The organism is Anaerotignum sp. (assembly GCF_040307045.1).
GTDB lineage: Bacteria > Bacillota > Clostridia > Lachnospirales > Anaerotignaceae > Chakrabartyella.
This window is the reverse complement of the sequence record NZ_JAWRKF010000002.1, coordinates 1-23309: the sequence shown is the minus strand read 5'-3', so window position 1 is coordinate 23309 and position 23309 is coordinate 1. Positions and strand designations below refer to the sequence as shown.

Sequence of the window (23309 nt, the reverse complement as noted above, 5' to 3'; positions counted from 1 at the left end):
TTCCCAAAATGGTCCGTTAGTAAATATAAAATGCAAAGAAAGAAGGAATCGATTATGTACAGATGTAGTTTGGAAAGAACAAGTGAAAAAATTAGAACCTTTTCTACTTTTGGGGACGCTGGGCATGGTGGAATTACCAGATATTCTTTATCTAATGAAGCAAAGCAAGCAAGAGAATACTTTGTGGAAAGAATGACAAAGATTGGTGCAACAATTGAGACGGATGATTTTGCTAATATGTATGCAACAATCCCCGGCAGTGACCCTGATGCAAAGCGAATTGTAATGGCATCTCATGCGGACTCTGTTAAAAATGGCGGCAATTATGATGGTATTTTAGGTGTTATTGGTGCAATGGAAGTTTTGGAAACCGTTGTAGCAGATAAAATTCCCCATAAGCATCCTTTAACAGCAATGATTTGGACAAACGAAGAAGGATCCTTGTATCCTCCTGCAATGATGTGTTCTGGCGTTGTTTGCAACTCCTATTTACCAGCAGCTATTGCAAAGAATTTTAAAGAAGAAAATATGCTTGCATCCAAAAGTGTATTGGACAAAACAACAACTTTTGGTGAAGCCCTTGAAAAAAGTGGATACAAAGGTTCTAAAGAAAATCGCCTGAATCCAGATCAATATAAGGCTATGTTTGAATTGCATATTGAGCAAGGCCCAATTTTGGAAAAGGCAGGATTAGACGTTGGTGTTGTAACTTGTGTATTGGGTATGTTTAACACTAGAGTTAAATTCTATGGTCAGGCTGCTCATGCAGGTACTTTCCCTATGGAATATCGTCAGGATGCTCTTTTTGCAGCAGCACAAGCACTTTGCTATTTGCATGAAGAAATTGATAAGCTAGGTTACCCCGAGTTGGTTTATACAACAGGTGAAATTGTAGCACATCCTTGTGTACATACAGTAATTCCAGATTACGTGGATTTTTCCATTGACGTTCGTCATGAAAATCCAGAAGTTTTGAAAAAGGTATATGACATCGTGAGAGGTTTAGACGGTCAAGAATGGGCAAAATGCCGTTGCGAAGTTGTTGATCAATGGAACCGAGATACAGTTTATTTTGATGAAACTCTGGTGAACTATGTTCGAGAATCCGCAGAGGAGTTGGGTACAAAGTATCAAAAAATCAACAGTGGTGCTGGCCATGATGCGCAGTTTGCTGCATATGTACTGCCTACAACAATGATTTTTGTCTCCTCTGAAAAAGGGTTGTCTCACTGTGAACCCGAGCACACCAGTGATGAGGTTTGTGCCGAGGGCATTAGTGTACTGCTAAATGCGGTTATGAAGTGTGATGAAAATTAACTTGTTCACCTGTAGCTTTCAAAAAAAATGAAGGTTTTCATAACTGGGAGGTTTCTGAAACGAATAGACGCCTCCTAGTTTTATCAAAAAAACAAAGTAGAATTTGAGTCTATTTAAATTGGGGTATGAGTTGATCGTATAAGCAATTTTTCCTTGGATATAAGATTGATGAACCAAGGATGTGTTTTTCAATTCATGAAAAGTGAAAATGATTGATGCAGACAACAAACCTAAGCGATATAAACGCATTTTGTGCGTTTATATCGAGCTTAGATCGATGAGAGGAGTTGAAGAAATTGAGTAAAGTAATTAAATCAACGTATGTTTCTGAGGCTGTTGATGGCTTTACGCCAAGAACAGCGATGGAGGAGGCTTCAAGATGCTTGTTGTGTCACGATGCCCCTTGTAGCAAAAGCTGTCCCGCAGGTACGGATCCTGCAAAGTTTATTCGTTCCATTCGTTTTAGAAACGTAAAAGGAGCAGCTGAAACAATAAGAGAAAACAATGTTTTGGGCGGAAGCTGTGCAAGAGTTTGTCCATACGACAGACTTTGTGAAGAAGCTTGTAGCAGATGCGGCATAGACAGACCCATTGAAATTGGTAGATTACAAAGATATGCAGTTGAACAAGAAGAAGCGTTAAACATGACTGTTTTAAAGGCTCCAGAGGAGAAAAAAGGTGTAAAGGTTGCTTGCATTGGCTCTGGGCCTGCCTCCTTAGCTTGTGCAGCTAAGCTAGCAATGGAAGGCTATGAAGTAACAATCTATGAAGCAGAAGAAAAGGCGGGTGGCGTGTTAACTTATGGCATCACTCCCGCAAGATTGCCTCAGCACGTTGTTGATCATGATATAGAAACAGTGAGAAATTTGGGTGTTAAATTCGTTTTTAATACCAAAGTTGGCAAAGATATTTCTATTGAAAAATTGCAAGAAGAAAATGCTGCTATTTTCATCGGTGCCGGTTTATGGTTAGAAAAACTGCCTGAAATTCCCGGTGTTGAATTACCAGGGGTTATGGCAGCAGCGGACTTCCTGAAAAAAGCAAGAAAATCTGAAGGTACATATAATCCGGGAAGAAGAGTAATTGTAATTGGTGGCGGTAACGTTGCTATGGATAGTGCTGTTTCAGCAAAATTATTAGGCGCAGAAAAGGTTGATATTTACTATAGAAGAACCATTGAAGAAGCACCTGCGGATATGGCAGAATTCCAATATGCCCTTTCTTTAGGCATTTCTATCACAACAAACTTTGCACCTGCGGAAGTTCTGGGCACAGATAAAGTGGAAGCCATGAGATTCAAAGGTAGAGATGGCGAAAGTGAAGCAAAAGTTGCAGTTGACACAGTGGTTTTTGCAATTGGACAAGGCGCAGAAGATATGGCTAGCGTTGCTCCTTTTGCTCTAAATGAAAAAGGCTTAATCGTGGTGGATGATGGCTTCAAGACAAGCGTTGACGGCATATTTGCCGGTGGCGACGTTGTTTTAGGCGGTAAAACTGTTGTTGAAGCTGTTGCATCAGGTAAAGCAGCAGCAGCAGAAATGATGAATTATCTTGCACAGAAAGAGGTGAACTAAGATGGGCATTAAAAAAGACTTATCTATTGATTTTTTAGGCGTAAAATGTGAAAATCCATTTTTCCTTTCGTCATCCCCTGTTGGCAGTAATTATGAAATGGTGGCCAAGGCCTTCGAATCAGGCTGGGGCGGCGTTTACTACAAAACCATTGGTATTTTTGTTGCTGATGAATGTTCACCCCGTTTTGACCATGTGAAAAAAGAGGGTATGCCTTGGTTAGGCTTTAAGAATATGGAGCAGATTTCTGATAAGCCTACGGAAGTAAATTTTGACAATATGTATAAGCTGAAAAAAGCTTATCCCGATAAAATTATGGTTGCGTCTATTATGGGTTCGAATGAGGACGAATGGCGCAAACTGGCAAAAATGTGTGACGAAGTTGGAGTAGACTTGATTGAGGGTAACTTCTCTTGCCCACAGATGACATCCCATGCCATGGGCTCTGACGTTGGTTCTAATCCGGATTTGGTGCGGGCATATTCCAAAGCCGTAGCAGAAACAACAAAGATTCCATTCATTGCAAAAATGACACCCAACATTACAGATATGTGCATTCCTGCCATTGCTGCAATTGAGGGTGGTGCACAGGGTATTTCTGCAATCAATACTGTGAAATCAATTACCAACATTGACCTGGAGAACATGACAGCAATGCCTGTTGTAAACGGAAAATCCTCCATTTCTGGTTACTCTGGCGCAGCAGTTAAGCCAATTGCTCTTCGCTTTATTGCACAAATGTTGCAAAACGAAAAGCTGAGAAACGTTCCTATGTCTGGTATTGGTGGTATTGAAACCTGGAGAGATAGCTTGGAATTCCTCTTGTTGGGATGTAGAAACCTGCAAGTAACCACATCCATCATGCAGTACGGTTACAGAATCGTTGAAGATATGTCCAACGGTTTGATGCATTGGATGGATGAAAGAGGTTTTGAGAAGTTAGACGATTTTGTTGGTAAAGCATTGGATAATATCATTCCCGCTGAAGACTTAAACCGTGACTTCAAAATTTTACCCAACTTTGATCATGACAAATGTGTTGGCTGTGGCAGATGCTACGTTTCTTGCTATGATGCAGGCCATCAGGCGATTGATTGGGTTGCCGATAAACGTAGACCTGAGTTAAACGAAAAATGTGTTGGTTGCCACCTGTGCTTAAACGTTTGCCCTGTTGCAGATTGCATCACACCAGGGGAAATCAAATGGAAAGATGGCAGAAAGGCAACAGACATTGTACTGAAAAAGATGTACGAATAATGAGCTATCAGCCTATAAATCATTTTATTTCTAATCCCGAAATGAAAAAGAAATTGGCATGAAATGATAGAGGTACCCCTAATTGCGTTAGAAGAAGCGGTTGGGGGTGCTTTTTTTGTGCAATTTTTTAAAAGTGCTACTTCGTTGATGGGAGAGACTAACTTTATCAGGCTAAAGGTAATCATCCTAATTGATTGTTCAAATCTATGGTTCGGTTTTAGATTTCCAGTGTGGGCTGGCACGATGCCTACTTGGTTTGAATAGGACAAGGACGTTTTTTATATAAATAGATTAAGACAATAGGGGGGATTTGCATGATTACATCAAAAGAGCTTAGGGAATTGAGGAATTTGAATGTTACCCAGGTTGATGTCAATGATCTGGTGGATATAAGAACTGTGGAGGTTCAAACCGAATTGCCAAAAGAGGAACGAGTGGATGATTTTATTCGGCAGATAAAAAACCCTTATTTTTTTAAGTGTGGAGACATAGTTATTGAATCTGTTTTTTCTAAAACAGAAATCGCTTTGGATGAGCGGATAAAACAGTACCTAAAAATGAGTAGATAGGGTAGAAGCAGGAATTTATTTTATTGATACAAACAATGAAAGATGATTTTAAAAAATTTGTTCAAAAATTCTGCATTGACCTAGTAGTTTCGTTATCGTCTTAACTGTTTGCAGGTATCAAAACAAGTTGGGAGGATTTTTTATGTTAAAAGAGGAAAAGCCTAGGGTTTACCATGGGGCCATTTACATTCGCCTTTCCAAGGAGGATGGCGATAAATTAGAAAGCAATAGCGTGAAAAATCAGAGAGACTTTATTCATGCTTTTTTAATAGATAAAAAAGATATTGTTGTCACCAGTGAAAAGGTGGATGATGGGTATAGTGGCGTTACTTTTGAAAGACCGGCATTAAGAGAGATGCTAGAAGAAATAAAGGATGGGAAAGTCAACTGCGTTATCGTAAAAGATCTTTCTCGATTTGGCAGAAATTATATCGAAACTGGTCGGTACATTCAACAGATTTTCCCTTTCCTTGGTGTTCGTTTCATTGCAATTAATGATAATATTGACACAGCCCGTGAGGACATACAAGGCGATAGCATCATTGTTCCCTTTAAAAATTTGATGAATGATGCATACAGTCGGGATATTTCCATAAAAACAAGGTCCCAACGTCAGGTACGCCAACAAAAAGGAGATTTTGTTGGTGCATTTCCTGTTTACGGCTACACTCGTTCCAAAGAGGATAAGCATAAACTGGTGGTGGATGAAATGGCAGCAGCCACAGTAAAAGAAATTTTTTGTTTACGTATTGCTGGCTATAACAACTCCTTTATTGCTGCGTATTTAAATCATTTGGGTATTCCGTCCCCTTTGGAATATAAAAACTATAAAAATTCAAAATTCATGACTTCATTCAAACGTAACCCTCAGTCAGAATGGTCAGCTATGGCAGTGGACCGCATTTTAAAAAACGAGATTTACACAGGCACGATGGTTCAGGGAAAAGAGACTACCATGAATTATAAGTTGCATAAAAGAATAAAAAGACCAAAAGAAGATTGGATTCGTGTGGAAGCTTGCCATGATGCCATAATCCCAATAGGAGAATACAATGTTGTCCAAGAGATGATGCTAAATGATACGAGGACTTCTCCCCAAGGACAAAAATTGTATTTGCTGTCGGGCGTTTTAAGATGTGGCGGATGTGGGAGCAGCATGGTTCGTAAAACTGTCAAATCTCGGGGTAAATCCTATGCATACTATGTTTGTTCTAAAAACAAAGAAAATAGCAGACAGTGCAGTAGCCACCGCATTCGGGAAAGTATCATTGAGGATGCCTTGCAAAAGTTAATTGAAAAGCACATTGATATTTTTATGCATTCCGAGCAAAAAGAAAAAATTGAACAAAATTTGTTGTGGGGGGGCAAAGAAAATTTTACGCAACAGCTGGAGTATAACATGGAAAAGCTAAAAAAATATCAAACCCTTACAAATTCTGTATATGAGGACTATAAAGAAAAATTACTCACAAAGGAAGAATTCCTTGAGATGAAGCTATATTATGAACAACTCTGTGAGGACTATGTGGATAAAATTGAAAATTTGGAAGTAAACAAAGCATCGTTTTTAGAAAAAGATTTATACCGAGGTATAGGGGAAGAAGGGGAAATGAAAAATAATTTTGTATTTCAACTGGACAGGGCTAGCATGATTTTCTTGGTGAGGAAAATTATTGTTTTGAATAGCAGAGCCATCAGGGTGGTTTTAAACTATAAAGATGAGTTTCTAGGAGATGAAAAACTGGATAAAGGGGGAACCCAAACTTGAAATGAGGAAGAAAGACATTGCAATTTCTTTCGAGGAGGAATAGAGTATGGCACGAAAAAGCAGAAAGAGTTTGCAATATTCTGAGAAGGAAAAAAAAGAAAATTTAAAATATAACACAGCTATCTATGCAAGATTATCCGTTGAGGAGGAAGAAAACCAGGATTCTTCCATAAAAAATCAGATTTTGATTGCGACAGAATATGGGAGAAATAAAGAAGATTTGAATTTGGTCAAAATATATATTGACAATGGAAAAACGGGGACAAATTTTAAACGACCTGGATTTACCTGTCTAATGGAAGATATAGCTAAGGGTAACATTCATTGTGTTATTGTAAAAGATTTATCCCGTTTTGGTAGGAATTATTTGGAGTGTGGTAGGTTATTAGAAACGGTTTTTCCCAATATGGGGGTTCGGTTTATATCGGTAACCGATCATTTTGATAGTCTTTATAGTGATGATAATGATGGGTTAATAATATCCCTGAAAGAAATTTTGCATGATCATTATGCAAAGGATATTTCAAAAAAAGTTAGCACTGCCCTTGGGGTAAAAAAGAAAAAGGGTAAGTTTTTGAATAGAATTCCGCCCTATGGCTATGAGATTTCCAAAGAAGATAAGTATCAATTAGTAGTTTGTCAAGAGCAGGCAGAGGTTGTTAGAAATATATTTCGTTGGCGTCTGGAAGGGATGGGGAGTACCGCCATCGCCCGAAAGCTCAACGATATGGGGGTGCCATCTTATTTTAAACTTCGCTATTTGCAGGGCTTTGCCGATGGAAAGGAAACTGCCCTGTGGCGTGGGTCAACGATCATAGGAATATTAAAAAACCCTACCTATTTAGGATGCCTGGTGGAGCGTAAAACGGAAAAAGCATTGTATAAAGGGGGGAGATTACGGACACTACCCCAAGAAACCTGGAACCTAATACAAAAAACACATGAGCCAATTATTGCAAAAGGCATTTTTGATCAGGTGCAAAACAAATGGAAGGTGGAAAAAAGTAATCCTGATAGCGCTGTGAAGAATACCTCGCCAAAGAAGAAAACAGAAAATGTGTTTCAGGGTCTGTTGATTTGTGGCGAATGCGGCTGTGTTTTACAAAGGAATAGTGGTTATTATCATGAGGATGGGACTTTGGTAAGCCATTATTATTATTGCCCTCGAAAGTACATAAAAGAAGGTGCTTGTAATGCAATGCCTGTTTCGGAAAAGGGATTGAAAGAAATGGCATTTGAGGTTTGTAGCAAGCAGCTAGCCTTCATTAAAGAAGAAATGGAAGCTCTAGAAGGAGAACTTGCAGAGGGAAAGAACAAACTTGAGCCCCATATGAAAATGGTAGATGTATGCCAAAAAAAACTGGGCGTTACAGGTGAGAAGAAGACAGAAGATTCCTTTTGTCCCAAAGAATGGCTAGAGAAACTAAGATTTTTGGAAAATGCTGATGGGTTAACAAGGGAAGTTTGTGAATTATTTTTTCATAGAATTATTATAAAAAAAAACAATTATTCCTTTTACTTTGCATATCGGGGTGAGTGGGAGAGCTTGTTAGAAGCCGAAAATAGAAAACCCTTGGGGGAGGTGTCTAAAGTTGACCGAAGCGGTGGGGATATATCTGCGCCTTTCTGATGAAGATGTAAATCAAAAGGAAAGCAATAGCATTAAAGGGCAAAGGGAGTTCATTTATAATTTTATTCATCAAAACAAAGACCTTTCTAGCCTTGAGGTTCGGGAGTTTGTGGATGATGGATTTAGCGGAACAGACTTTTTTCGGCCGGGCATTACAGCCTTGCTAGATGGTGTAAAAAAGGGAGAAATCAGTTGCATCATCGTAAAAGATTTTTCTCGTTTCGGACGAAATTACATTTCTGTAGGCACTTATTTGGAAGAAGTGTTTCCCAGCTTGGGCATTCGTTTTATTTCCATAAATGATCACTATGACAACCAAAAAAACCCCGGAAATACACAGTTTCTTTCAACTGCATTTAAAAATTTGATGTACGATCTTTATAGCAAAGACTTATCCCAAAAAATCACCAGTGTACGCCGCATTAAGGCACAGCAAGGTAGTTATATTTCTCCCTTTGCCCCGTATGGGTATCAAAAAGCCATGAATCAAAGATTGGAGATTGACGCTGAAACAGCACCAGTGGTGAAAAGAATTTTTCAAATGGCCTTAGAGGGTTTTGGGAAGGTGGAAATTGCTCGCACCCTAAATGAGGAAAATGTGCCTAGCCCCAGTATGCTTCGAAGAAGGAGAGAAGACGGTTATTCCTGTGTTACCGTACATGAAAAAACAATTTGGCGCCCTTCAACCATATCTACCATTTTGAAGGATCAAAGGTATGTTGGGGATGGAATATACGGTAGGGTAAAGCCTATTGAGGTTGGAAGTCAGAAAGAAAAAAAGGTGGTGCAAAAAGACTGGGTGGTTGTGGCGAATGCCCATGAGAAAATTGTACAAAGGGATACTTTTTTAAAGGTAAATGCAATGTTCCAAAGCTATCAGAAGCGTCGTAATGAGCCACCTCATCCTTTATGTAAGAAAGTTAAGTGCGGTGCTTGCAATCATTTGATATCTCGTAAAGCATCTAAAAATAAGGAAAAAGGGGCCACCTATCGCTGCCCTACCAGTGACGTAAGTGAGATATATGGTTGTTATCAGCAAAAAATAGAAGAAAAAACAATGGAAGATGCAATTTATGATTATTTGAAAGCTCTAGTGGATTTAGAATGGATGGATGGTTATGAAAAGAAAACGGAAACCACTCTTCAAGAAAAAATAGTCGAAGGTGAAAGGGATTTGAAAAAGCAAGAGTCTGAATTGAAGATGCTGAAGCTTCAGAAAGTACACCTATATGAGTCATATAAGCAGGGACGCATCGATAAAGATATTTTTTCAAAGAAAAAAGCATCCTTTGAGAAGCAATGCAACTTCATCCATACATTGATGTTGGAAGGCCAGAAGAAACTGGAAGAATTAAAGGGGAGAACCATGAACGAAAGGGGCAACCAAAAAGAAGAAAGGGCTTTACAGGAATTTACAAAAGAGCTTGTTGAGACTTTTGTGGATATGGTCATCATAGAGAGAAATGGATGGATTAAAATTCATTGGAAGTTTAATGATATTTTTATGGGAGGAAAGGAGAGGATTTAAAAAACTGAATTTTGAGAGGCTTTTACCGTTATAAAAAACACTGTCCCCTGCCAAATGGATCGATACCCTTGTGAATTTGGTGAGGGACTTTTTAATTGTGAATCTATGTTTAATGAACTATTTGCCAAACCAGTTGTTGTTTTCCGTGATCTTTCTTTGTTTAGCCCTATAATAACAGGAGAGTAAGAACGGGAAATACCCAGTCGTTCTGCGATTTCTTGTTGGGTAAGAATATCGTGATTAGCCAAACCATATCGCAGTATGATTACTGTTTGCTCTCTGGGTGAAAGTAAGGTTTTTATTGCTGACAGCATCTTTTCAGACTTGATTGAGAAATCTATGGCATCCACAAAATCTGGGTTATCGCTATTGATTATGTCTAACATTACGATTTCGTTTCCATCTCTATCAGTTCCAATGGGCTCGTGAAGGGAAATATCGTTTTGATATTTTTTTCCACTTCTTAACCACATGAGCAACTCATTTTGAACACATTTGGCTGCGTATGAGACCAGCCTAACATTTTTTTCTACGTTATACGAATCGACTGCTTTGATCAGGCCAATGATACCGATGGATATAAGCTCCTCAGGTTCTCTTGCATTGCCTGAATATTTTTTAGCAATATGGGCTACCAAGCGCAGGTTATGGAGAATTAGTTTATCCTTAGCTTGCTTTTTCTCTACCTCATTTCCTGTTTGGTATAAGTTTAAATAGTAGGCCTCATCTTCTTTTGAAAGTGGTTTCGGGAAGGCACCGGCAGAGGAAAAGGCAAATAAAAATGGCAAAACGACAAAAAAAGCTAGCACATACTCACCCCCAAGTTTTCGAAAACGCAGTGAAACCGTGTTATAGATTTATTGTATGTGACGATTTTCAGTTCCGTGCGTGTCTGAAAAAAAGTTTTTCTGTCCTTTTTTTTGGGGACATGTCGTGACAAGGGAGATTTTGATGATGGATTTTGCAAACAAGAGTCTAAAAATCATGTATAGTTATCTAGGAAGGAGGAATTTCATGGATCTGAAAATTACAAAACGAAATAGAACGCTAATCATCAAAATAGACGGCGAAATTGACCATCATACTTGTGAGATATTGCGTGGGGAAGCGGACAGTGCCCTAGAAAAGATGGGTGGAAAAAATCTTATTTTCCGCATGGGAGGCGTTTCTTTTATGGATAGCTCCGGTATTGGCGCAGTGATAGGACGATATAAAAATATCCAGAGGCTAGGAGGAAGAATTGCTGTGGCAGAGGCAAATGAAAGAGTAGAACAAATTTTTCGCCTATCTGCGGTTCAATCCCTTATTCCATCATTCCCTAATGTAGATTTGGCTTTGGAATATGTGGAAGGAGGAAAGGAATAATGGAATATCAAAATGAGTTTCGTGTGTTTTTTGCCGCAAAATCTCAAAATGAAGCCTTAGCAAGAATTATGACGGCGGCATTTTTATCTCAATATGATCCTACTTTGTCTGAAATTACAGATGTGAAAACGGCAGTTTCCGAAGCTGTAACCAATGCCATTATCCATGGATACGAGGAAAAGCACGGCGATGTTGAGCTGTTTTGTGGCTATAAAGATGGAAAAGTTTACATAGAAGTGGCCGATAAAGGACTGGGAATTGTTGATGTAAATCGTGCTCGGGAGCCTCTGTATACGTCTAAGCCTGAATTAGAACGCTCGGGTATGGGTTTTACAATTATGGAGACTTTTATGGAAGAAGTTCGTGTAGAAAGCAAGCAGGGAGAGGGTACCAGAATTTTTATGGAGAAGACATTGACTACGGAATGAGGGGATGCCATGGATAGGACACAAGAACTCATTCTGCAGGCAAAAGAAGGAAATCGACAGGCAAAGGAGATTTTATTGCAAGAGAACTCGGGCTTGGTTTGGAGTGTTGTAAGGCGGTTTCAGGGCAGGGGCGTTGAAATGGAGGATCTTTATCAAATTGGTTCCATTGGCTTATTGAAATGTATAGAAAAATTTGATTTTTCATTTGAAGTAAAATTTTCAACCTATGCCGTGCCTATGATCATAGGGGAAATACGTAGATTTCTTCGAGATGATGGGACAATAAAGGTTAGCCGTAGCCTAAAAGAGCTTGCTGCAAGGGCGAAAAGAATGCAGGAAAAGCTACAACAAGAAACCAATCGGGAAGTAACCTTACAAGAGCTTGCCGAAGCCTTAGAAGTAGAACTGGAGCAGCTCATCCCGGCATTAGAGTCTAAAAAGGAAGTGGAGAGCCTAAATGCCCCCGTTTCTCAGCAGGAGGATTTGCAAGTCCAGGACAAGCTGGCTGCAAAGGAGGATGGAGAGCAGGTGATCAATCGACTTTGCTTGATGGAAGCGTTAGATAGTCTTGAGGTAAAAGAAAGGCAAATCATTGTCCTTCGCTACTTTGAAGATCGAACGCAGACGGAAGTTGCTAAAAGAATGGGGATCTCTCAAGTTCAAGTTTCACGCATTGAAAAGAAGGTTTTAGAGCGAATGCGAAAGCGATTATCCAATGAATAGCAAAAGATCAATAGAATAACATGATAAGAAAGTTGAAATGCAGTGTAAATCATAAATTATTGTGTTGTGGAAATGAACAAGTTACACAAAAAACTTATGTACGTAATATTTTTTATTTTAGGGCAAAACTTTCATTTACGTATATACCCGCAGAGGGAAAGGCTTTACCCAGGATGTAACTAGTTGAAATAAGACAAAAAGAATAAAAATGGCCCGTGATTTGCATATAATGAATATGTTATCATGAGCCATTTTTTTAAATTTATATTTTTCTGCCGCATTTGGGACAATAGGTATACTCAGGTGTTAGAAAAAAGCCGCAATCAGGGCAGTTAGTATAAGAATTTGTGCTCATACCAACAATTTCTAAGTCATCTTCTTGTAACTGCACACTTTCCCCCCGTTCTATGGCTTTGCCCAGTTCGTCTGGAATGGAAAAAGTTGTTTGGCAACAATTCGAAACAGCATAATATTTTTTGCCCCATTTGAACAAGGGAATAAAGAAAAAACTAAAGTATGTATATACCATATAAACGTTTACGCTGCTAAAGCGCCCACATTTTTTGCATACCATGGTTTGTAAAAAACCTAAATCTTTATGTCCTTGGGAAATTCCGCCGATAAAAATCATAAAAACAGCACATCCTTTTAAAAAATTGATGAATTTGTTTTACTTCTTATGGCTAACATGATAAAATATTTTCATAAAATTTGCAAGCTTTTCCGAAAGGAGGTAATTTGCGTGAAAGTTTCTCGTTTGGTAGTTAGTGCAGTTTCTTTGGCTATTTCCGCTGCGATGCTAACATTATCAATCATAGATATGTTCCGTTGTGATGAATACTAATATGCATGGTTTCTGATCAATTGGGAAGAATGGATATGAAGTTAGAAATCTTACAATTAAAGAAATTTCGCCACGATTTTCCAATTTTCCTTTTTTTAGAATGCAAATTGTGGTATACTAAATTGTAGATAATTGTTTTGCCGAAAATAACAATTATCTATTTCAAAACGAGGAGGAATTTATATGGTAAAAGTAGGTATTAACGGATTTGGCCGTATTGGTCGATTGGTATTTAGAGCTGCAATGGAGCGTGGGGATGCTGAAGTTGTTGCTGTAAATGACCCTTTCATTGATGTAGAATATATGATTTATATGCTGAAGTATGATTCAGCACATGGTCGTTTTAATGCAAAAATGGAAGAAAAAAATGGGAAGCTTGTAGTGGATGGTAAAGAGATTACTGTTTACAACTGTATGGATCCTAAGGAAATTCCTTGGAAAGAAGCCGGAGCAGAATATGTGCTTGAGTCCACAGGCTTATTTACAGCTATGGATAAGGCAGAAGCTCACTTTAATGGTGGAGCTAAGAAGGTTATTATCTCCGCTCCTTCTGCGGATGCTCCAATGTTTGTAATGGGTGTTAACAACGATAAGTACACAAAGGATATGAAGATCGTATCCAATGCATCTTGTACAACAAACTGTTTGGCACCTTTAACAAAGGTTATCAATGATAACTTTGGCATTGTGGAAGGCTTGATGACTACAGTTCATTCCCAAACAGCAACACAGAAAACAGTAGATGGTCCTTCCAGAAAAGACTGGAGAGGTGGTCGTGCAGCTTCTGCAAATATCATCCCATCCTCTACTGGTGCAGCTAAGGCAGTAGGCAAAGTTATCCCTGAGATGGCAGGTAAGTTAACAGGTATGGCTTTCCGTGTTCCTACAATTGACGTTTCTGTTGTTGACTTAACTTGCCGTTTGGCAAAGCCTGCAACTTATGAAGAAATTAAAGCAGCAATTAAAAAGGCTTGTGAAAACGAAATGAAAGGCATTATGGACTATACAGAAGATGATGTTGTATCTTCTGATTTCTTGACCGATGCACATACTTCCATTTTTGATGCTAAAGCTGGTATTGCTTTGAATGATAACTTTGTTAAACTGGTTAGCTGGTATGACAATGAGTGGGGTTACAGCAACAAGGCGTTGGATTTGATGATTCATATGTACAACGTGGATAATGCATAATCCTTTTAATGAAATAAAATATGGAGTCAACTTACCCTTACAGAATTTTTTCTGTAAGGGTTTTTTTGTGTAGAATTCAGAATCTTAATGCTTTGTGAAATTGTAATGGAAAAATAGGTTTTAGAATATAAAATCATATTGACTATAACTATTTTTTAAAATATTTCGAGTTTTTGTAGATAGAAAAGATAGCTAAAAATATAGGACAAAAAATGTCCCACAATCTTATTCAAAAATAGGAAATAGGACGAAAAGCGTCCCACGTCCATGCCAAAAATTCATAAACTTAAAATCGCAAAAAGGATGGATTCTGGTGAGAGTTCTGAAAATTAATTATTTGGATTATTTAGACTTTTTTTTTGGATAAATGTGCTACAATAGTCCTTGCAAAATAGTTTTTCAAACAATGAGAGGGGATACACTATGGCAATTAAAGTTGGTATCAATGGTTTTGGGCGCATCGGCAGAGTGGTCTTTAGAGTTTTGATGAACCGCCAAGATGAGTTTGAACTTTGTGGAATTAATTTAAGAAATGCTGAGTTGGACTATATGGTTTATCAGTTAAAATATGATAGTGTTTTTGGTCGCTTTAATGGTGAAATTGAAATTGGAGAGAATTGCCTTATCGTAAATGGGAAGAAAGTACGTGTTTTTAGCGAAAGTGATGCAGGTTTGATCAACTGGGCTGAATGTGGCGCTGAATACATCATTGAATCTACAGGTGCTTTTAATACAGTTATTAAAGCAGGTTTGCATAAAATTGGTGGTGCAAAGAAAGTTATTTTAACGGCACCTTCTAAAGATACTGTTATGCCAACTTTTGTTATGGGTGTAAACCATATGGAATATAAACCTGAATATGATATTGTTTCCAATGCTTCTTGTACAACAAACTGCTTGGCTCCTCTGGTAAAAATTATAAATGATAACTTTGGCATTGAACAAGGCTTGATGTCAACAATCCACTCTGCAACAGCAAAGCAAAAAGCAGTAGACGCTAGAGCTGGTAGGGACTGGAGAACAGGTAGATCAGTTTTTGGAAACATTATTCCATCTTCTACAGGTGCTGCAAAAGCAGTTGGCAGAGTTATTCCTGAACTCCAGGGTAAAATGACAGGTATGTCCTTCCGCGTACCTACAAATGACGTTTCAGTGGTTGATTTAACTGCACGTTTAAAAACTCCTACAACATACGATGAAATCTGCCAGAAGGTGAAAGAGGCGTCTCAAACAACAATGAAGGGTATTGTTAGCTATATGAACGAAGAAATCGTTTCTTGCGATCTTTTGGGAGATTACCATACCTGTATTTTTGATGAAAAAGCTGGTATCATGCTTGATGATAACTTTGTAAAATTAATTGCTTGGTATGATAATGAATGGGGCTACAGCAACAAAGTTGTTGATTTGATTGCCCATATGTACTCCGTTGATAACGCATGATTACTGGGTTTCTTGAGTTTTAATAAACATTTTATTTATCACTACTAAACCTGTGTTATGATAATGGTTGATTTAGTATGATAAGTTATATAGATGGACAAAAATCAATTATGATAATGAAAAACTCCTTTCTTTTACTTGAAATAAATAAGAGAAAGGAGTATTTTTGATGAAGATAAGAACTATTGCTAATGAATATTTATTTGAGTGTGAGTATAAAAAATTTTCGCCAAGAACAATAAATATCTATAAGAAACACATTAATTATTTAATTGATTTTTTAGAGAAAAAAGGAATTACCGAAATTGAGGATGTGACACCTCAACACATTAAACAATATGTCATGGCGAAACAGAAGGCTAAGAATAAGCCGAATTATATCAACAGCATTCTAAGCACGTATAAAACTATGTTCCGATATTTTTATAAAGAGGGTTATACAGATGTAATTCTAACGCAAGATGTAGGGAATGTAAGAAAAGAAAAAGTAATAATTAGAACTTTTAGGAAAGAAGACATTAGGAAAATGCTTGAATGTTACAATGGTAGGACTTTCTTGGATGTCAGGAATAAAACTATTATTGCTATGTTATTTGACACTGGAATTAGGTTATCTGAGCTAATAAATCTAAAAGAGGACGATATTAAAGATGATTATATCTTAATTAAATGTGGCAAAGGAAATAAGGACAGGGTTGTGCCTAAAAGTCCATTCCTTGCTAAGTATATCTTTAAGTACCAAGTCATTAGAGAGGAACGCTTCATTGATAGGAATTTAATAGATAAGGAATTTTTTCTAAGCAAGAATTGCCGAAAACTTTCACGAGAAATGGTTGAAAGAATTGTCAAAGATGCAGGGGAATTTGCAAATGTGTCAAAGGATATACGAGTTTCACCACACACTTGCCGTCATACATTTGCTCATATGCAACTTATGAATGGACTTGATATTTATTCTCTTAGTAGATTGTTAGGACATGAGAATGTTTCAATCACACAAATATATTTGAATGGTATTAAAGACGATGATGTAATACGCCAATCCAAAAAGTCAAGTGTGTTAATGAATTTATAGTTTATAAACCCCATACCCCTTTTTAAGCCTAAATTCAGCTTTCTAAGGGGTTATTTTTTTACCCTATGAATAAGTCGCCCTATACAATAAAACCTCTGTAATCTCTGTAGATTGCATTTTCCGCTAAGAGGATGGACTACCAAATGGGTATGTCGCATTTCGCTACTCACCATAAAAAAATGGTTAGTGTAAGTTTACGACTTCAAAAGGCGAAAACCTCAATTATTATGTTGTGGTGAAATTCGCCCCGACATCTACTCGTGAAAAAACCACTGAACAGAAAGCAAGAGAAGCGAAAGCTTTGAAGGAAGTAGAAAGTGTGTTGGCTAACAAGAGACAAGCTATATTAAACGGGAAAAACAAGCTTACGCCAGTTTCGGCGGAAGCAACAAACTCACAAACTAAAGGCGAATCCCGTAATATCGTTGCTAAAAAAGTAGGTTTAAAATCTGGGCATGAAGTGGACAGGTCTATCAAAGGCAATTTCTGATAGAGATAGTCGATTATCGACTAGGTGAAATTGATTCCCTATACCTATATCCTTAGGGAAAATGCACATTTTCACCTCCAATTTCAAATGATAATACTTTTCTTGAGCAATTCATTACCTACAATATTACAATTAATTCTAGGGGTATATATTGCATTTTAATCCAAGGGTATTTTGCACACCTTCAAAGGCGAGCAAAAACTTTTTACTTCAAAAGGTAAAACTGTCATTTCAACAGTTTTGAAATCAAACTTATTTAACGACTCACCTTCAAAGGGGAATCGGTAAAACTAAAGCTGTCGTATTTCCCGACAACCTTATCTATTCCTTCTTATCCAGTCACTCGCAAACCAGTAAATCAAACACCCAACGCCTATTACAATATGCATATTTCCTCCTATAATATTACAGTATTTTACAATAACTATACACTTCTTTTCCCAATAATTCAATCTTCAAATTTATTTGCTTCAATTATAGCTTTTTCGTATTCTATTTCGGTTATCTTCCCTAAATCATATAACATTTTAAATACATACAACAACTCACTTCTTGTAACAGTATTTTGATAATGTAATAAAATTTCTTCTTTCGTCATATTTACATCCTCCTTGAATTTTATAATAGTAAAAAAAACATCTTAATACTATTTCTTGTAGAGGATGATACTATCCAATAAGTAATTTTTGCAAATAAAAAAGGGCTAAAGTTAATTAGCACCTTTTATTTATCTTAAACTTGAAATTATTTGTTTTTTAATATATAATGAAATAGTTATAAAATATAAGGAAATCTGGAAGGTGATAATAGTTGATATTACAGCAGAAAGTTAAAGCAGCTTGTGATATAGCTGGCATAAGTTTGACAGAACTTGCAACAAAAATGGATATGAGTCAGGCTAATTTATCAAAACGATTAAAGGTAGGTAAATTTACAAAAGAAGAACTTGAAGAAATGGCAAAGTGTTTAGGTTGTGAATATATCTCTTATTTTGAATTTCCTAATGGCACAAAGATTTAAAGCACTGTACATGAAAATGTATGGTGTTTTTTTATGCCCATTGACATAACTAAAATGTTATAAAATATAAATAAAAGGTATTGACATAACTAAAAAGTTATAATATACTTTTGGTAATAAAATATAACTATTTAGTTATGATACATAAAGGTTTCAAAGCATACAGTTTCCTTGTTTTCCGAGTGTCAGAATTCTGTCTTTCGGTACTAAATAACAATAGGGTGTAATGAGCCGCTGCAAAAAATCATTCGGAAGATAGCAGTTTACTTGCTTGAGAAAACTATCTTTCGTCAACTGGGCTGACAGCACCCAGTATAAATATCATGCTATGCGGAGGTTTGCAAGGTTAAGAGCCGACAACTTAAACCTATGTCAAGGGTTGCAATTTGACTTAGTGGTTTACTTTAGTACAAGCAAGTTATCTAAGCATCCCAAGTCATCCTGTGGGCATATAGATAGTTTACGTCCGTTTCTAGGACGTACTATACACACAAACCGCAATCAAACCTTGAGCATATTTTTTAAAACCTTCAATGTCAAGTGTAAATTAAAATTATTTAACGAAATAGGTTTTTGACTTTAAAGGCGAAAACCTCAAAACTAAAGGAGGACAACCACCATGAACGCATTACGTCAAACAGTACCAACACCAACCTACGAAGATTTATTAGACATTATCGAAGTTCAAAATTTTCTTATCGCAGAGTTACAAGGTGAAGTTGACAACCTTAATACACAAAGAGAGAAAATGTTTTCTGTGCCACCAGTGATTGAGAATGGAGTGGTAGTTCAACTGGGAAGAAGTTTTTATTGAGTACGCCTCACTTTGACGGTAAGTGGAATAAAAAGGGTACACATTAAGAGTGTACCCCTGTGGAAAATTTCCCATAGGGTTCTATAAGATAATGACGATATTTGTCGAAAAATAATTTGTTAGCAGTCATTTACAACGAGTGCTAACAGGAGTATTATATCAGTACAAAGAGAACAAATATTCTTTGGTTGGTAAATATAGAAAGTGGTGATGAAATGACTTAGCGAAGTACATAAGAAAAAAGTAGAATTTATTATTAGTCACTGTCAAAAGAGTTAATTAAAAGGAGAACAAATAAAATATGAACGAAAAAGATATTTTAGCAATTCAAAAGGGAGCAGCCGCTCAGGGGTATGCAATTAGTGTTGAACATGTTGTAAGAAATATTTTCGGTTGTAGTAGGTTTGGCTTTGGTGGATTAGTAGATTCAGATGTAATTCGTAAAAATCCATTAGGGACTATAAGTGCTGGTTTGGGGTATTTATTTGCAAATGCCAGCGACAATAAGAAGGCAAAAATAGAAAAATACTTAGAAAACTATAGCTATTATCTTGAAATGTCTATGGATGAGTTATTATCGTTTGATAGTTCTTCAAAAAGAACAGATAAATGTATTCAAGAAATTGAATATAACAATGGCAAGGAAGCAATTGAAGATTACATTGAGAAGTTAGAAAATTTAATTCGTGAACAATAAAAAGCTGCCAATATCTAAGACACTGACAGCCTAGCCACTCACCATAGGATGAATGATATGTAGTAATTTTCTGATAAATCATTATAACATATCATTTAATCTTATGGAAGATTAAAACTATTAAAATTTGAAACCTTAAAACCACAATTTTAAAGTAAAAAAATGGAAATACAAGAAACTTGGAAACCTAATTGGGATGCAATTTCAGATAAAGTCAACAGTCGATTATCGACTCTTGAACCTCCATGGCTATTGCCACACAAATTCACATACTCGACAGCAATTTTGAATTTGGTGGAGAACAGTTTATCATGTGTAAAAAACAAACTAAGGAGGATGAAGATATATTATTATTTTAAATGAAAAAGAATATGTACTTGAGGTGCTACAAAATAAAAAACTTGATATTTCTAAGACGTATACTTTTTTGAGCATGTACGCAAGGCTATTATATCATGAAAATGGATTGAGAAAAGTTAAAATTATCAGAACACTTGATGATTTTATGAGAAACAATTATCCAAGATATAACCCTGTTGACTGGTATAGTAGTATTGAAAAATACGCTACCAAGGCTGGTAAATATCCTTTGTGTGAATGCAAAGGGGTATGGATTACAGAAAATGAATTGAAGTCTATTGCAGATATGCAAAATAAAGTTTTGGAACGATTAGCATTTACTCTTTTGTGTTTAGCTAAGTTTAGAAATTATAGAAATCCAAACAATAACAATTGGGTTAATTATAGCAATGGGGAAATTTATAAACTTGCTTGCATTAACACTACTGCTTTTGACAAAGACTTGAAATTTAATCAACTACGAGAATTAGGATTGATTGAGTATGCAAAAAAAGTGGACAATCTCAATATTAGGGTTTTATACATAGATGATGAAAGCGAAAAGAAATTGTTTGTTTCGGATTTTAGACAGCTTGGATATGAGTGGAGGTTGTATAAAGGTGAAAAATATATTAGGTGTGCTGATTGCGGGGTACTAGTTAAACAAAAATCAAATTGCAATAAGTATTGCAGCGATTGTGCAAACGAGAATGAAAAAACTAGAAAAAGAAGCATTGCATATAAATATAGAAAATAGCGAAATAGAAATTAATTTCAATCCTCTACAAGCCTTGATTTTACAGGCTTTTCAAGACATGCTATTTCAAATTGAGATTTTCCTATATGGTAATAGTATATAAGAATTTACCACCGTCACAGTATTATTTATACCATCAACAACCCTTGATTTCTCTAGCCTTATAGGTGATACCTAACAAGACTGAGATTTTCCTATATGGTAGAGAGGTATAAAATTACAAAAAAAGAGGTAAAATGCGAAATTTGAAAGTTAAGAATATTGATTTTATAGGCTTTATAGCACTTTTTTTAAGTTACTATGGAGAGGGTAATTTCTAATTTCCACTTATGTGAAATAAGAAATTTTAGCCCACTGTTTATGGATGGAATTTTATAGTATATTTTCCACCAAAAATAAAATAGTCCACATTTTATGGGTTTTAAAATACCGCTACTATGGAGGAGTTTTGTTGCCTACTATGGAGGACATACCTAGAAAATTTAATAGCAACGTTTATCAAACCATTAAGAGAAATAATTCTTAGTGGTTTTTTTATTGCAACAAATTCAACATTAGACAAAATTTTGTCAGAAGTTAAATTCGGATATGCACGATATGCACATCCGAAAATGCACGATATGCAGTTTAGAAAATTCTAATGTGACAATTAGTAACTTTTCAGATGTCTGAATTACCGACAACCAACAACTCACAAGAAAGGAGGACTCCACCCATGAACAAAGATTCAATTATTATTTTTACCGCCAAAGCAGCACGAAAATTATTGAAATCTGGTTTTACTATTATCGACATTAAGCCAGATAAAAATGATATTGACGGTAAACGAAGTGTATTCGTATTCGAGTATACAGAGGAACTAATGGAGAAGTTAAAAGAGAAGTGATTTTAAAACACAAAAGGAGACGAATAAAAAATGGCAGGAAGATATTTAGACACAAATAATTTCAAAATTGATAAGGAATTTCAAGAGTTATTACCTCATCTCAAACAGGACGAGTACAAGCAATTAGAGCAAAATATTCTTACATATGGATTACTAGACCCGATTAAAGTTTGGTGCTCTCCTGACGGTGACAACATTATTATTGATGGACACAACCGTTACAGAGTTATCCAAGAAAACAATATAGAACTAAATGCTTGGACAGACTATAAAATCATGTCTGAATTAAAAACCAGAGAAGATGTAAAAGAGTGGATGATGGAACAGCAACTTGGACGAAGAAATTTGTCTGATGTTGAGAAATATGAAATTGTCCAAAGGTTTAAAACTCTAATTCAGAATAAAGCAAAACAGAATAATTCTGATGGTGGTAAAGGTTTGACAAATTTGTCAAAGGTTAATACCAGAAAAGAATTGGCTGAAAAAGTTGGTGTCTCTGAAGGTACATATTCAAAGTTGGACAAGGTTATGCAATCTGATAATGAAGAAGTTAAGCAGAAATTGCGTAAGAAAGAAATCTCCACTGACAAGGCATTTAGAATTGTTAATGATGCACCAACTAAGACTAAACCAGAGATTAGAACACCTAAAACTCAAATTGAAGAAATGGATAATAGAATTAGTGAAATTGAAAAAGAGGAGCAGAAACTTCAACAGGAGAAAGAAAATATTCTGAAAAGAAGAAAATTTGTATTTGAGTCTTTAGATATTAAATGTCCTGTAAAGTATCGGTGGACTGATAACAGGATGATGTTTATTGGTATGAATATCACTTTTTACATTGAATATGAAGGACATGAAGAAATCTTGCATGAGGAAACCATAATCGAGAAAGTACCAAGTAAATATACCCTCTATATGATACCAGAAAAATATAAAAATGATTTTCTTATGGTTTGGGAAATGGCATATCAGGAACACCTTAAGAGCAAAACCGAATACGAAAATTTTAAGAAAGAATTGTATACAGCCCCTAAGGTTAGCAATCCGCTAAAAGATGAACTTTTTAAAGCAGGCTTTACGCAACTTGCAAAAAAATACCATCCAGATAATGGTGGTGACGTTGAGAAAATGAAGGAATTAAACAAACTTATGGAGGAATTAAGCAAATGATGAATCAAAAAAAGTACATTTACAATCCAACACAAGCAAGATATTACATTGAACATGGAGTATTGCCATTAGATGTAGACTTAAACATTAAAACTATGCGTAAGTTTTGGGTATTCGACACACAAGCCAGTGCCGTTGTCTATGACAAATGGTGCAAACAATGTGAAGAATATAGAAAACAGAAACAAGCATAGTTAAGGGGAAAGGTTAAGCTTATGGTGACAAAAGAATTAACAGATTTTCGAGTTATTGATATAACAACAGATGAAATTGTACGAGAAATATAATGGTACCTGTAATCTAGACAGGTTACTTCAAATTTCTTAGTGAATTCTGTTATAATAAATACATCTAAAAAAGGACGGTATTCACATGAAAAAAAGACGTAGTTTTACACCAGAATTCAAAATACAAGTTGTACTA

The 23309-nt window shown here is 36.2% G+C and carries 24 protein-coding genes; 21 read left to right on the top strand and 3 right to left on the bottom strand.

The annotated features are described in order from the left end of the window. The first annotated feature begins 54 nt into the window (after nucleotides 1-54). The 7 genes from ABVZ64_RS00135 to ABVZ64_RS00105 all read left to right on the top strand — a co-directional run bounded on the left by ABVZ64_RS00135 (nucleotide 55) and on the right by ABVZ64_RS00105 (nucleotide 9641). A complete protein-coding gene (locus ABVZ64_RS00135) occupies nucleotides 55-1317 on the top strand; it encodes a Zn-dependent hydrolase (RefSeq protein WP_352399028.1) in 1263 nt (420 codons plus the stop codon). 296 nt (nucleotides 1318-1613) lie between these two features. Further along, nucleotides 1614-2891 carry an FAD-dependent oxidoreductase gene (locus ABVZ64_RS00130; protein WP_352399027.1) on the top strand — a complete coding sequence of 426 codons (1278 nt, stop codon included), beginning with the start codon at nucleotides 1614-1616 and terminating at the stop codon, nucleotides 2889-2891. A 1-nt stretch (nucleotide 2892) separates the two neighbouring features. Beyond that, the gene (gene preA / locus ABVZ64_RS00125) at nucleotides 2893-4146 is read left to right on the top strand and encodes an NAD-dependent dihydropyrimidine dehydrogenase subunit PreA (protein ID WP_352399026.1); all 1254 of its coding nucleotides are present in this window, start codon (nucleotides 2893-2895) and stop codon (nucleotides 4144-4146) included. A gap of 314 nt (nucleotides 4147-4460) precedes the next feature. Then, complete coding sequence (locus ABVZ64_RS00120) at nucleotides 4461-4715, top strand: DUF6870 family protein (protein WP_352399025.1); 255 nt, start codon at nucleotides 4461-4463, stop codon at nucleotides 4713-4715. 142 nt (nucleotides 4716-4857) lie between these two features. Continuing rightward, on the top strand, nucleotides 4858-6483 hold the full coding sequence (locus ABVZ64_RS00115; protein WP_352399024.1) for a recombinase family protein: 1626 nt from the start codon (nucleotides 4858-4860) through the stop codon (nucleotides 6481-6483). 46 nt (nucleotides 6484-6529) lie between these two features. Further along, a complete protein-coding gene (locus tag ABVZ64_RS00110; protein ID WP_352399023.1) occupies nucleotides 6530-8113 on the top strand; it encodes a recombinase family protein in 1584 nt (527 codons plus the stop codon). Next, complete coding sequence (locus ABVZ64_RS00105; RefSeq protein WP_352399022.1) at nucleotides 8076-9641, top strand: recombinase family protein; 1566 nt, start codon at nucleotides 8076-8078, stop codon at nucleotides 9639-9641. The genes ABVZ64_RS00110 and ABVZ64_RS00105 overlap by 38 nt, the downstream gene beginning before the upstream one ends. On the opposite strand, the gene sigK is transcribed toward ABVZ64_RS00105, so the two are convergent. Continuing rightward, entirely contained in the window at nucleotides 9638-10450 is an 813-nt protein-coding gene (gene sigK / locus ABVZ64_RS00100) for an RNA polymerase sporulation sigma factor SigK (protein WP_352399021.1), read from the bottom strand. The genes ABVZ64_RS00105 and sigK overlap by 4 nt on opposite strands. Before the next feature lie 205 nt (nucleotides 10451-10655). Between sigK and ABVZ64_RS00095 the strand changes: the two genes are divergently transcribed. The 3 genes from ABVZ64_RS00095 to ABVZ64_RS00085 are packed head-to-tail and all read left to right on the top strand — an operon-like array spanning nucleotide 10656 to nucleotide 12157. After that, nucleotides 10656-11006: an STAS domain-containing protein gene (locus ABVZ64_RS00095; protein WP_352399020.1), complete on the top strand. Its 351-nt coding sequence runs from the start codon at nucleotides 10656-10658 to the stop codon at nucleotides 11004-11006. Beyond that, entirely contained in the window at nucleotides 11006-11434 is a 429-nt protein-coding gene (spoIIAB, locus tag ABVZ64_RS00090) for an anti-sigma F factor (RefSeq protein ID WP_352399019.1), read from the top strand. Before ABVZ64_RS00095 ends, spoIIAB begins: the two co-directional genes overlap by 1 nt. A gap of 9 nt (nucleotides 11435-11443) precedes the next feature. Continuing rightward, complete coding sequence (locus ABVZ64_RS00085) at nucleotides 11444-12157, top strand: SigB/SigF/SigG family RNA polymerase sigma factor (RefSeq protein WP_352399018.1); 714 nt, start codon at nucleotides 11444-11446, stop codon at nucleotides 12155-12157. Between the two features lie 262 nt (nucleotides 12158-12419). Here the strand turns inward: ABVZ64_RS00085 and ABVZ64_RS00080 are convergent, their stop codons facing one another. Continuing rightward, a complete protein-coding gene (locus ABVZ64_RS00080; protein ID WP_352399017.1) occupies nucleotides 12420-12788 on the bottom strand; it encodes a zinc ribbon domain-containing protein in 369 nt (122 codons plus the stop codon). A 396-nt stretch (nucleotides 12789-13184) separates the two neighbouring features. Between ABVZ64_RS00080 and gap (ABVZ64_RS00075) the strand changes: the two genes are divergently transcribed. The 4 genes from gap (ABVZ64_RS00075) (at nucleotide 13185) to ABVZ64_RS00060 (ending at nucleotide 17200) form a co-directional block, all read left to right on the top strand. Then, complete coding sequence (gap, locus tag ABVZ64_RS00075) at nucleotides 13185-14192, top strand: type I glyceraldehyde-3-phosphate dehydrogenase (RefSeq protein WP_352399016.1); 1008 nt, start codon at nucleotides 13185-13187, stop codon at nucleotides 14190-14192. A gap of 423 nt (nucleotides 14193-14615) precedes the next feature. Continuing rightward, nucleotides 14616-15635, top strand: a complete 1020-nt coding sequence (gene gap, locus ABVZ64_RS00070; protein ID WP_352399015.1) for a type I glyceraldehyde-3-phosphate dehydrogenase — start codon at nucleotides 14616-14618, stop codon at nucleotides 15633-15635. Between the two features lie 169 nt (nucleotides 15636-15804). Beyond that, nucleotides 15805-16710, top strand: coding sequence for a tyrosine-type recombinase/integrase (locus ABVZ64_RS00065; protein WP_352399014.1), 906 nt, complete (start codon nucleotides 15805-15807; stop codon nucleotides 16708-16710). Between the two features lie 301 nt (nucleotides 16711-17011). Beyond that, nucleotides 17012-17200, top strand: a complete 189-nt coding sequence (locus ABVZ64_RS00060) for a hypothetical protein (RefSeq protein ID WP_352399013.1) — start codon at nucleotides 17012-17014, stop codon at nucleotides 17198-17200. A 448-nt stretch (nucleotides 17201-17648) separates the two neighbouring features. Here the strand turns inward: ABVZ64_RS00060 and ABVZ64_RS00055 are convergent, their stop codons facing one another. Then, on the bottom strand, nucleotides 17649-17798 hold the full coding sequence (locus ABVZ64_RS00055) for a hypothetical protein (protein WP_352399012.1): 150 nt from the start codon (nucleotides 17796-17798) through the stop codon (nucleotides 17649-17651). A 212-nt stretch (nucleotides 17799-18010) separates the two neighbouring features. Between ABVZ64_RS00055 and ABVZ64_RS00050 the strand changes: the two genes are divergently transcribed. From ABVZ64_RS00050 to ABVZ64_RS00020, 7 genes are all read left to right on the top strand, one after another. Then, the gene (locus ABVZ64_RS00050; RefSeq protein WP_352399011.1) at nucleotides 18011-18220 is read left to right on the top strand and encodes a helix-turn-helix domain-containing protein; all 210 of its coding nucleotides are present in this window, start codon (nucleotides 18011-18013) and stop codon (nucleotides 18218-18220) included. Between the two features lie 619 nt (nucleotides 18221-18839). Then, on the top strand, nucleotides 18840-19034 hold the full coding sequence (locus tag ABVZ64_RS00045; RefSeq protein WP_352399010.1) for a hypothetical protein: 195 nt from the start codon (nucleotides 18840-18842) through the stop codon (nucleotides 19032-19034). Between the two features lie 301 nt (nucleotides 19035-19335). Continuing rightward, entirely contained in the window at nucleotides 19336-19731 is a 396-nt protein-coding gene (locus ABVZ64_RS00040) for a hypothetical protein (RefSeq protein ID WP_352399009.1), read from the top strand. 466 nt (nucleotides 19732-20197) lie between these two features. Then, complete coding sequence (locus ABVZ64_RS00035; RefSeq protein ID WP_352399008.1) at nucleotides 20198-20827, top strand: hypothetical protein; 630 nt, start codon at nucleotides 20198-20200, stop codon at nucleotides 20825-20827. Nucleotides 20828-21542: 715 nt separating this feature from the next. Then, entirely contained in the window at nucleotides 21543-21713 is a 171-nt protein-coding gene (locus ABVZ64_RS00030) for a hypothetical protein (protein WP_352399007.1), read from the top strand. 30 nt (nucleotides 21714-21743) lie between these two features. Next, a complete protein-coding gene (locus tag ABVZ64_RS00025; protein ID WP_352399006.1) occupies nucleotides 21744-22886 on the top strand; it encodes a ParB N-terminal domain-containing protein in 1143 nt (380 codons plus the stop codon). Further along, on the top strand, nucleotides 22883-23080 hold the full coding sequence (locus ABVZ64_RS00020; protein ID WP_352399005.1) for a hypothetical protein: 198 nt from the start codon (nucleotides 22883-22885) through the stop codon (nucleotides 23078-23080). The genes ABVZ64_RS00025 and ABVZ64_RS00020 overlap by 4 nt, the downstream gene beginning before the upstream one ends. Nucleotides 23081-23309: the final 229 nt, after the last annotated feature.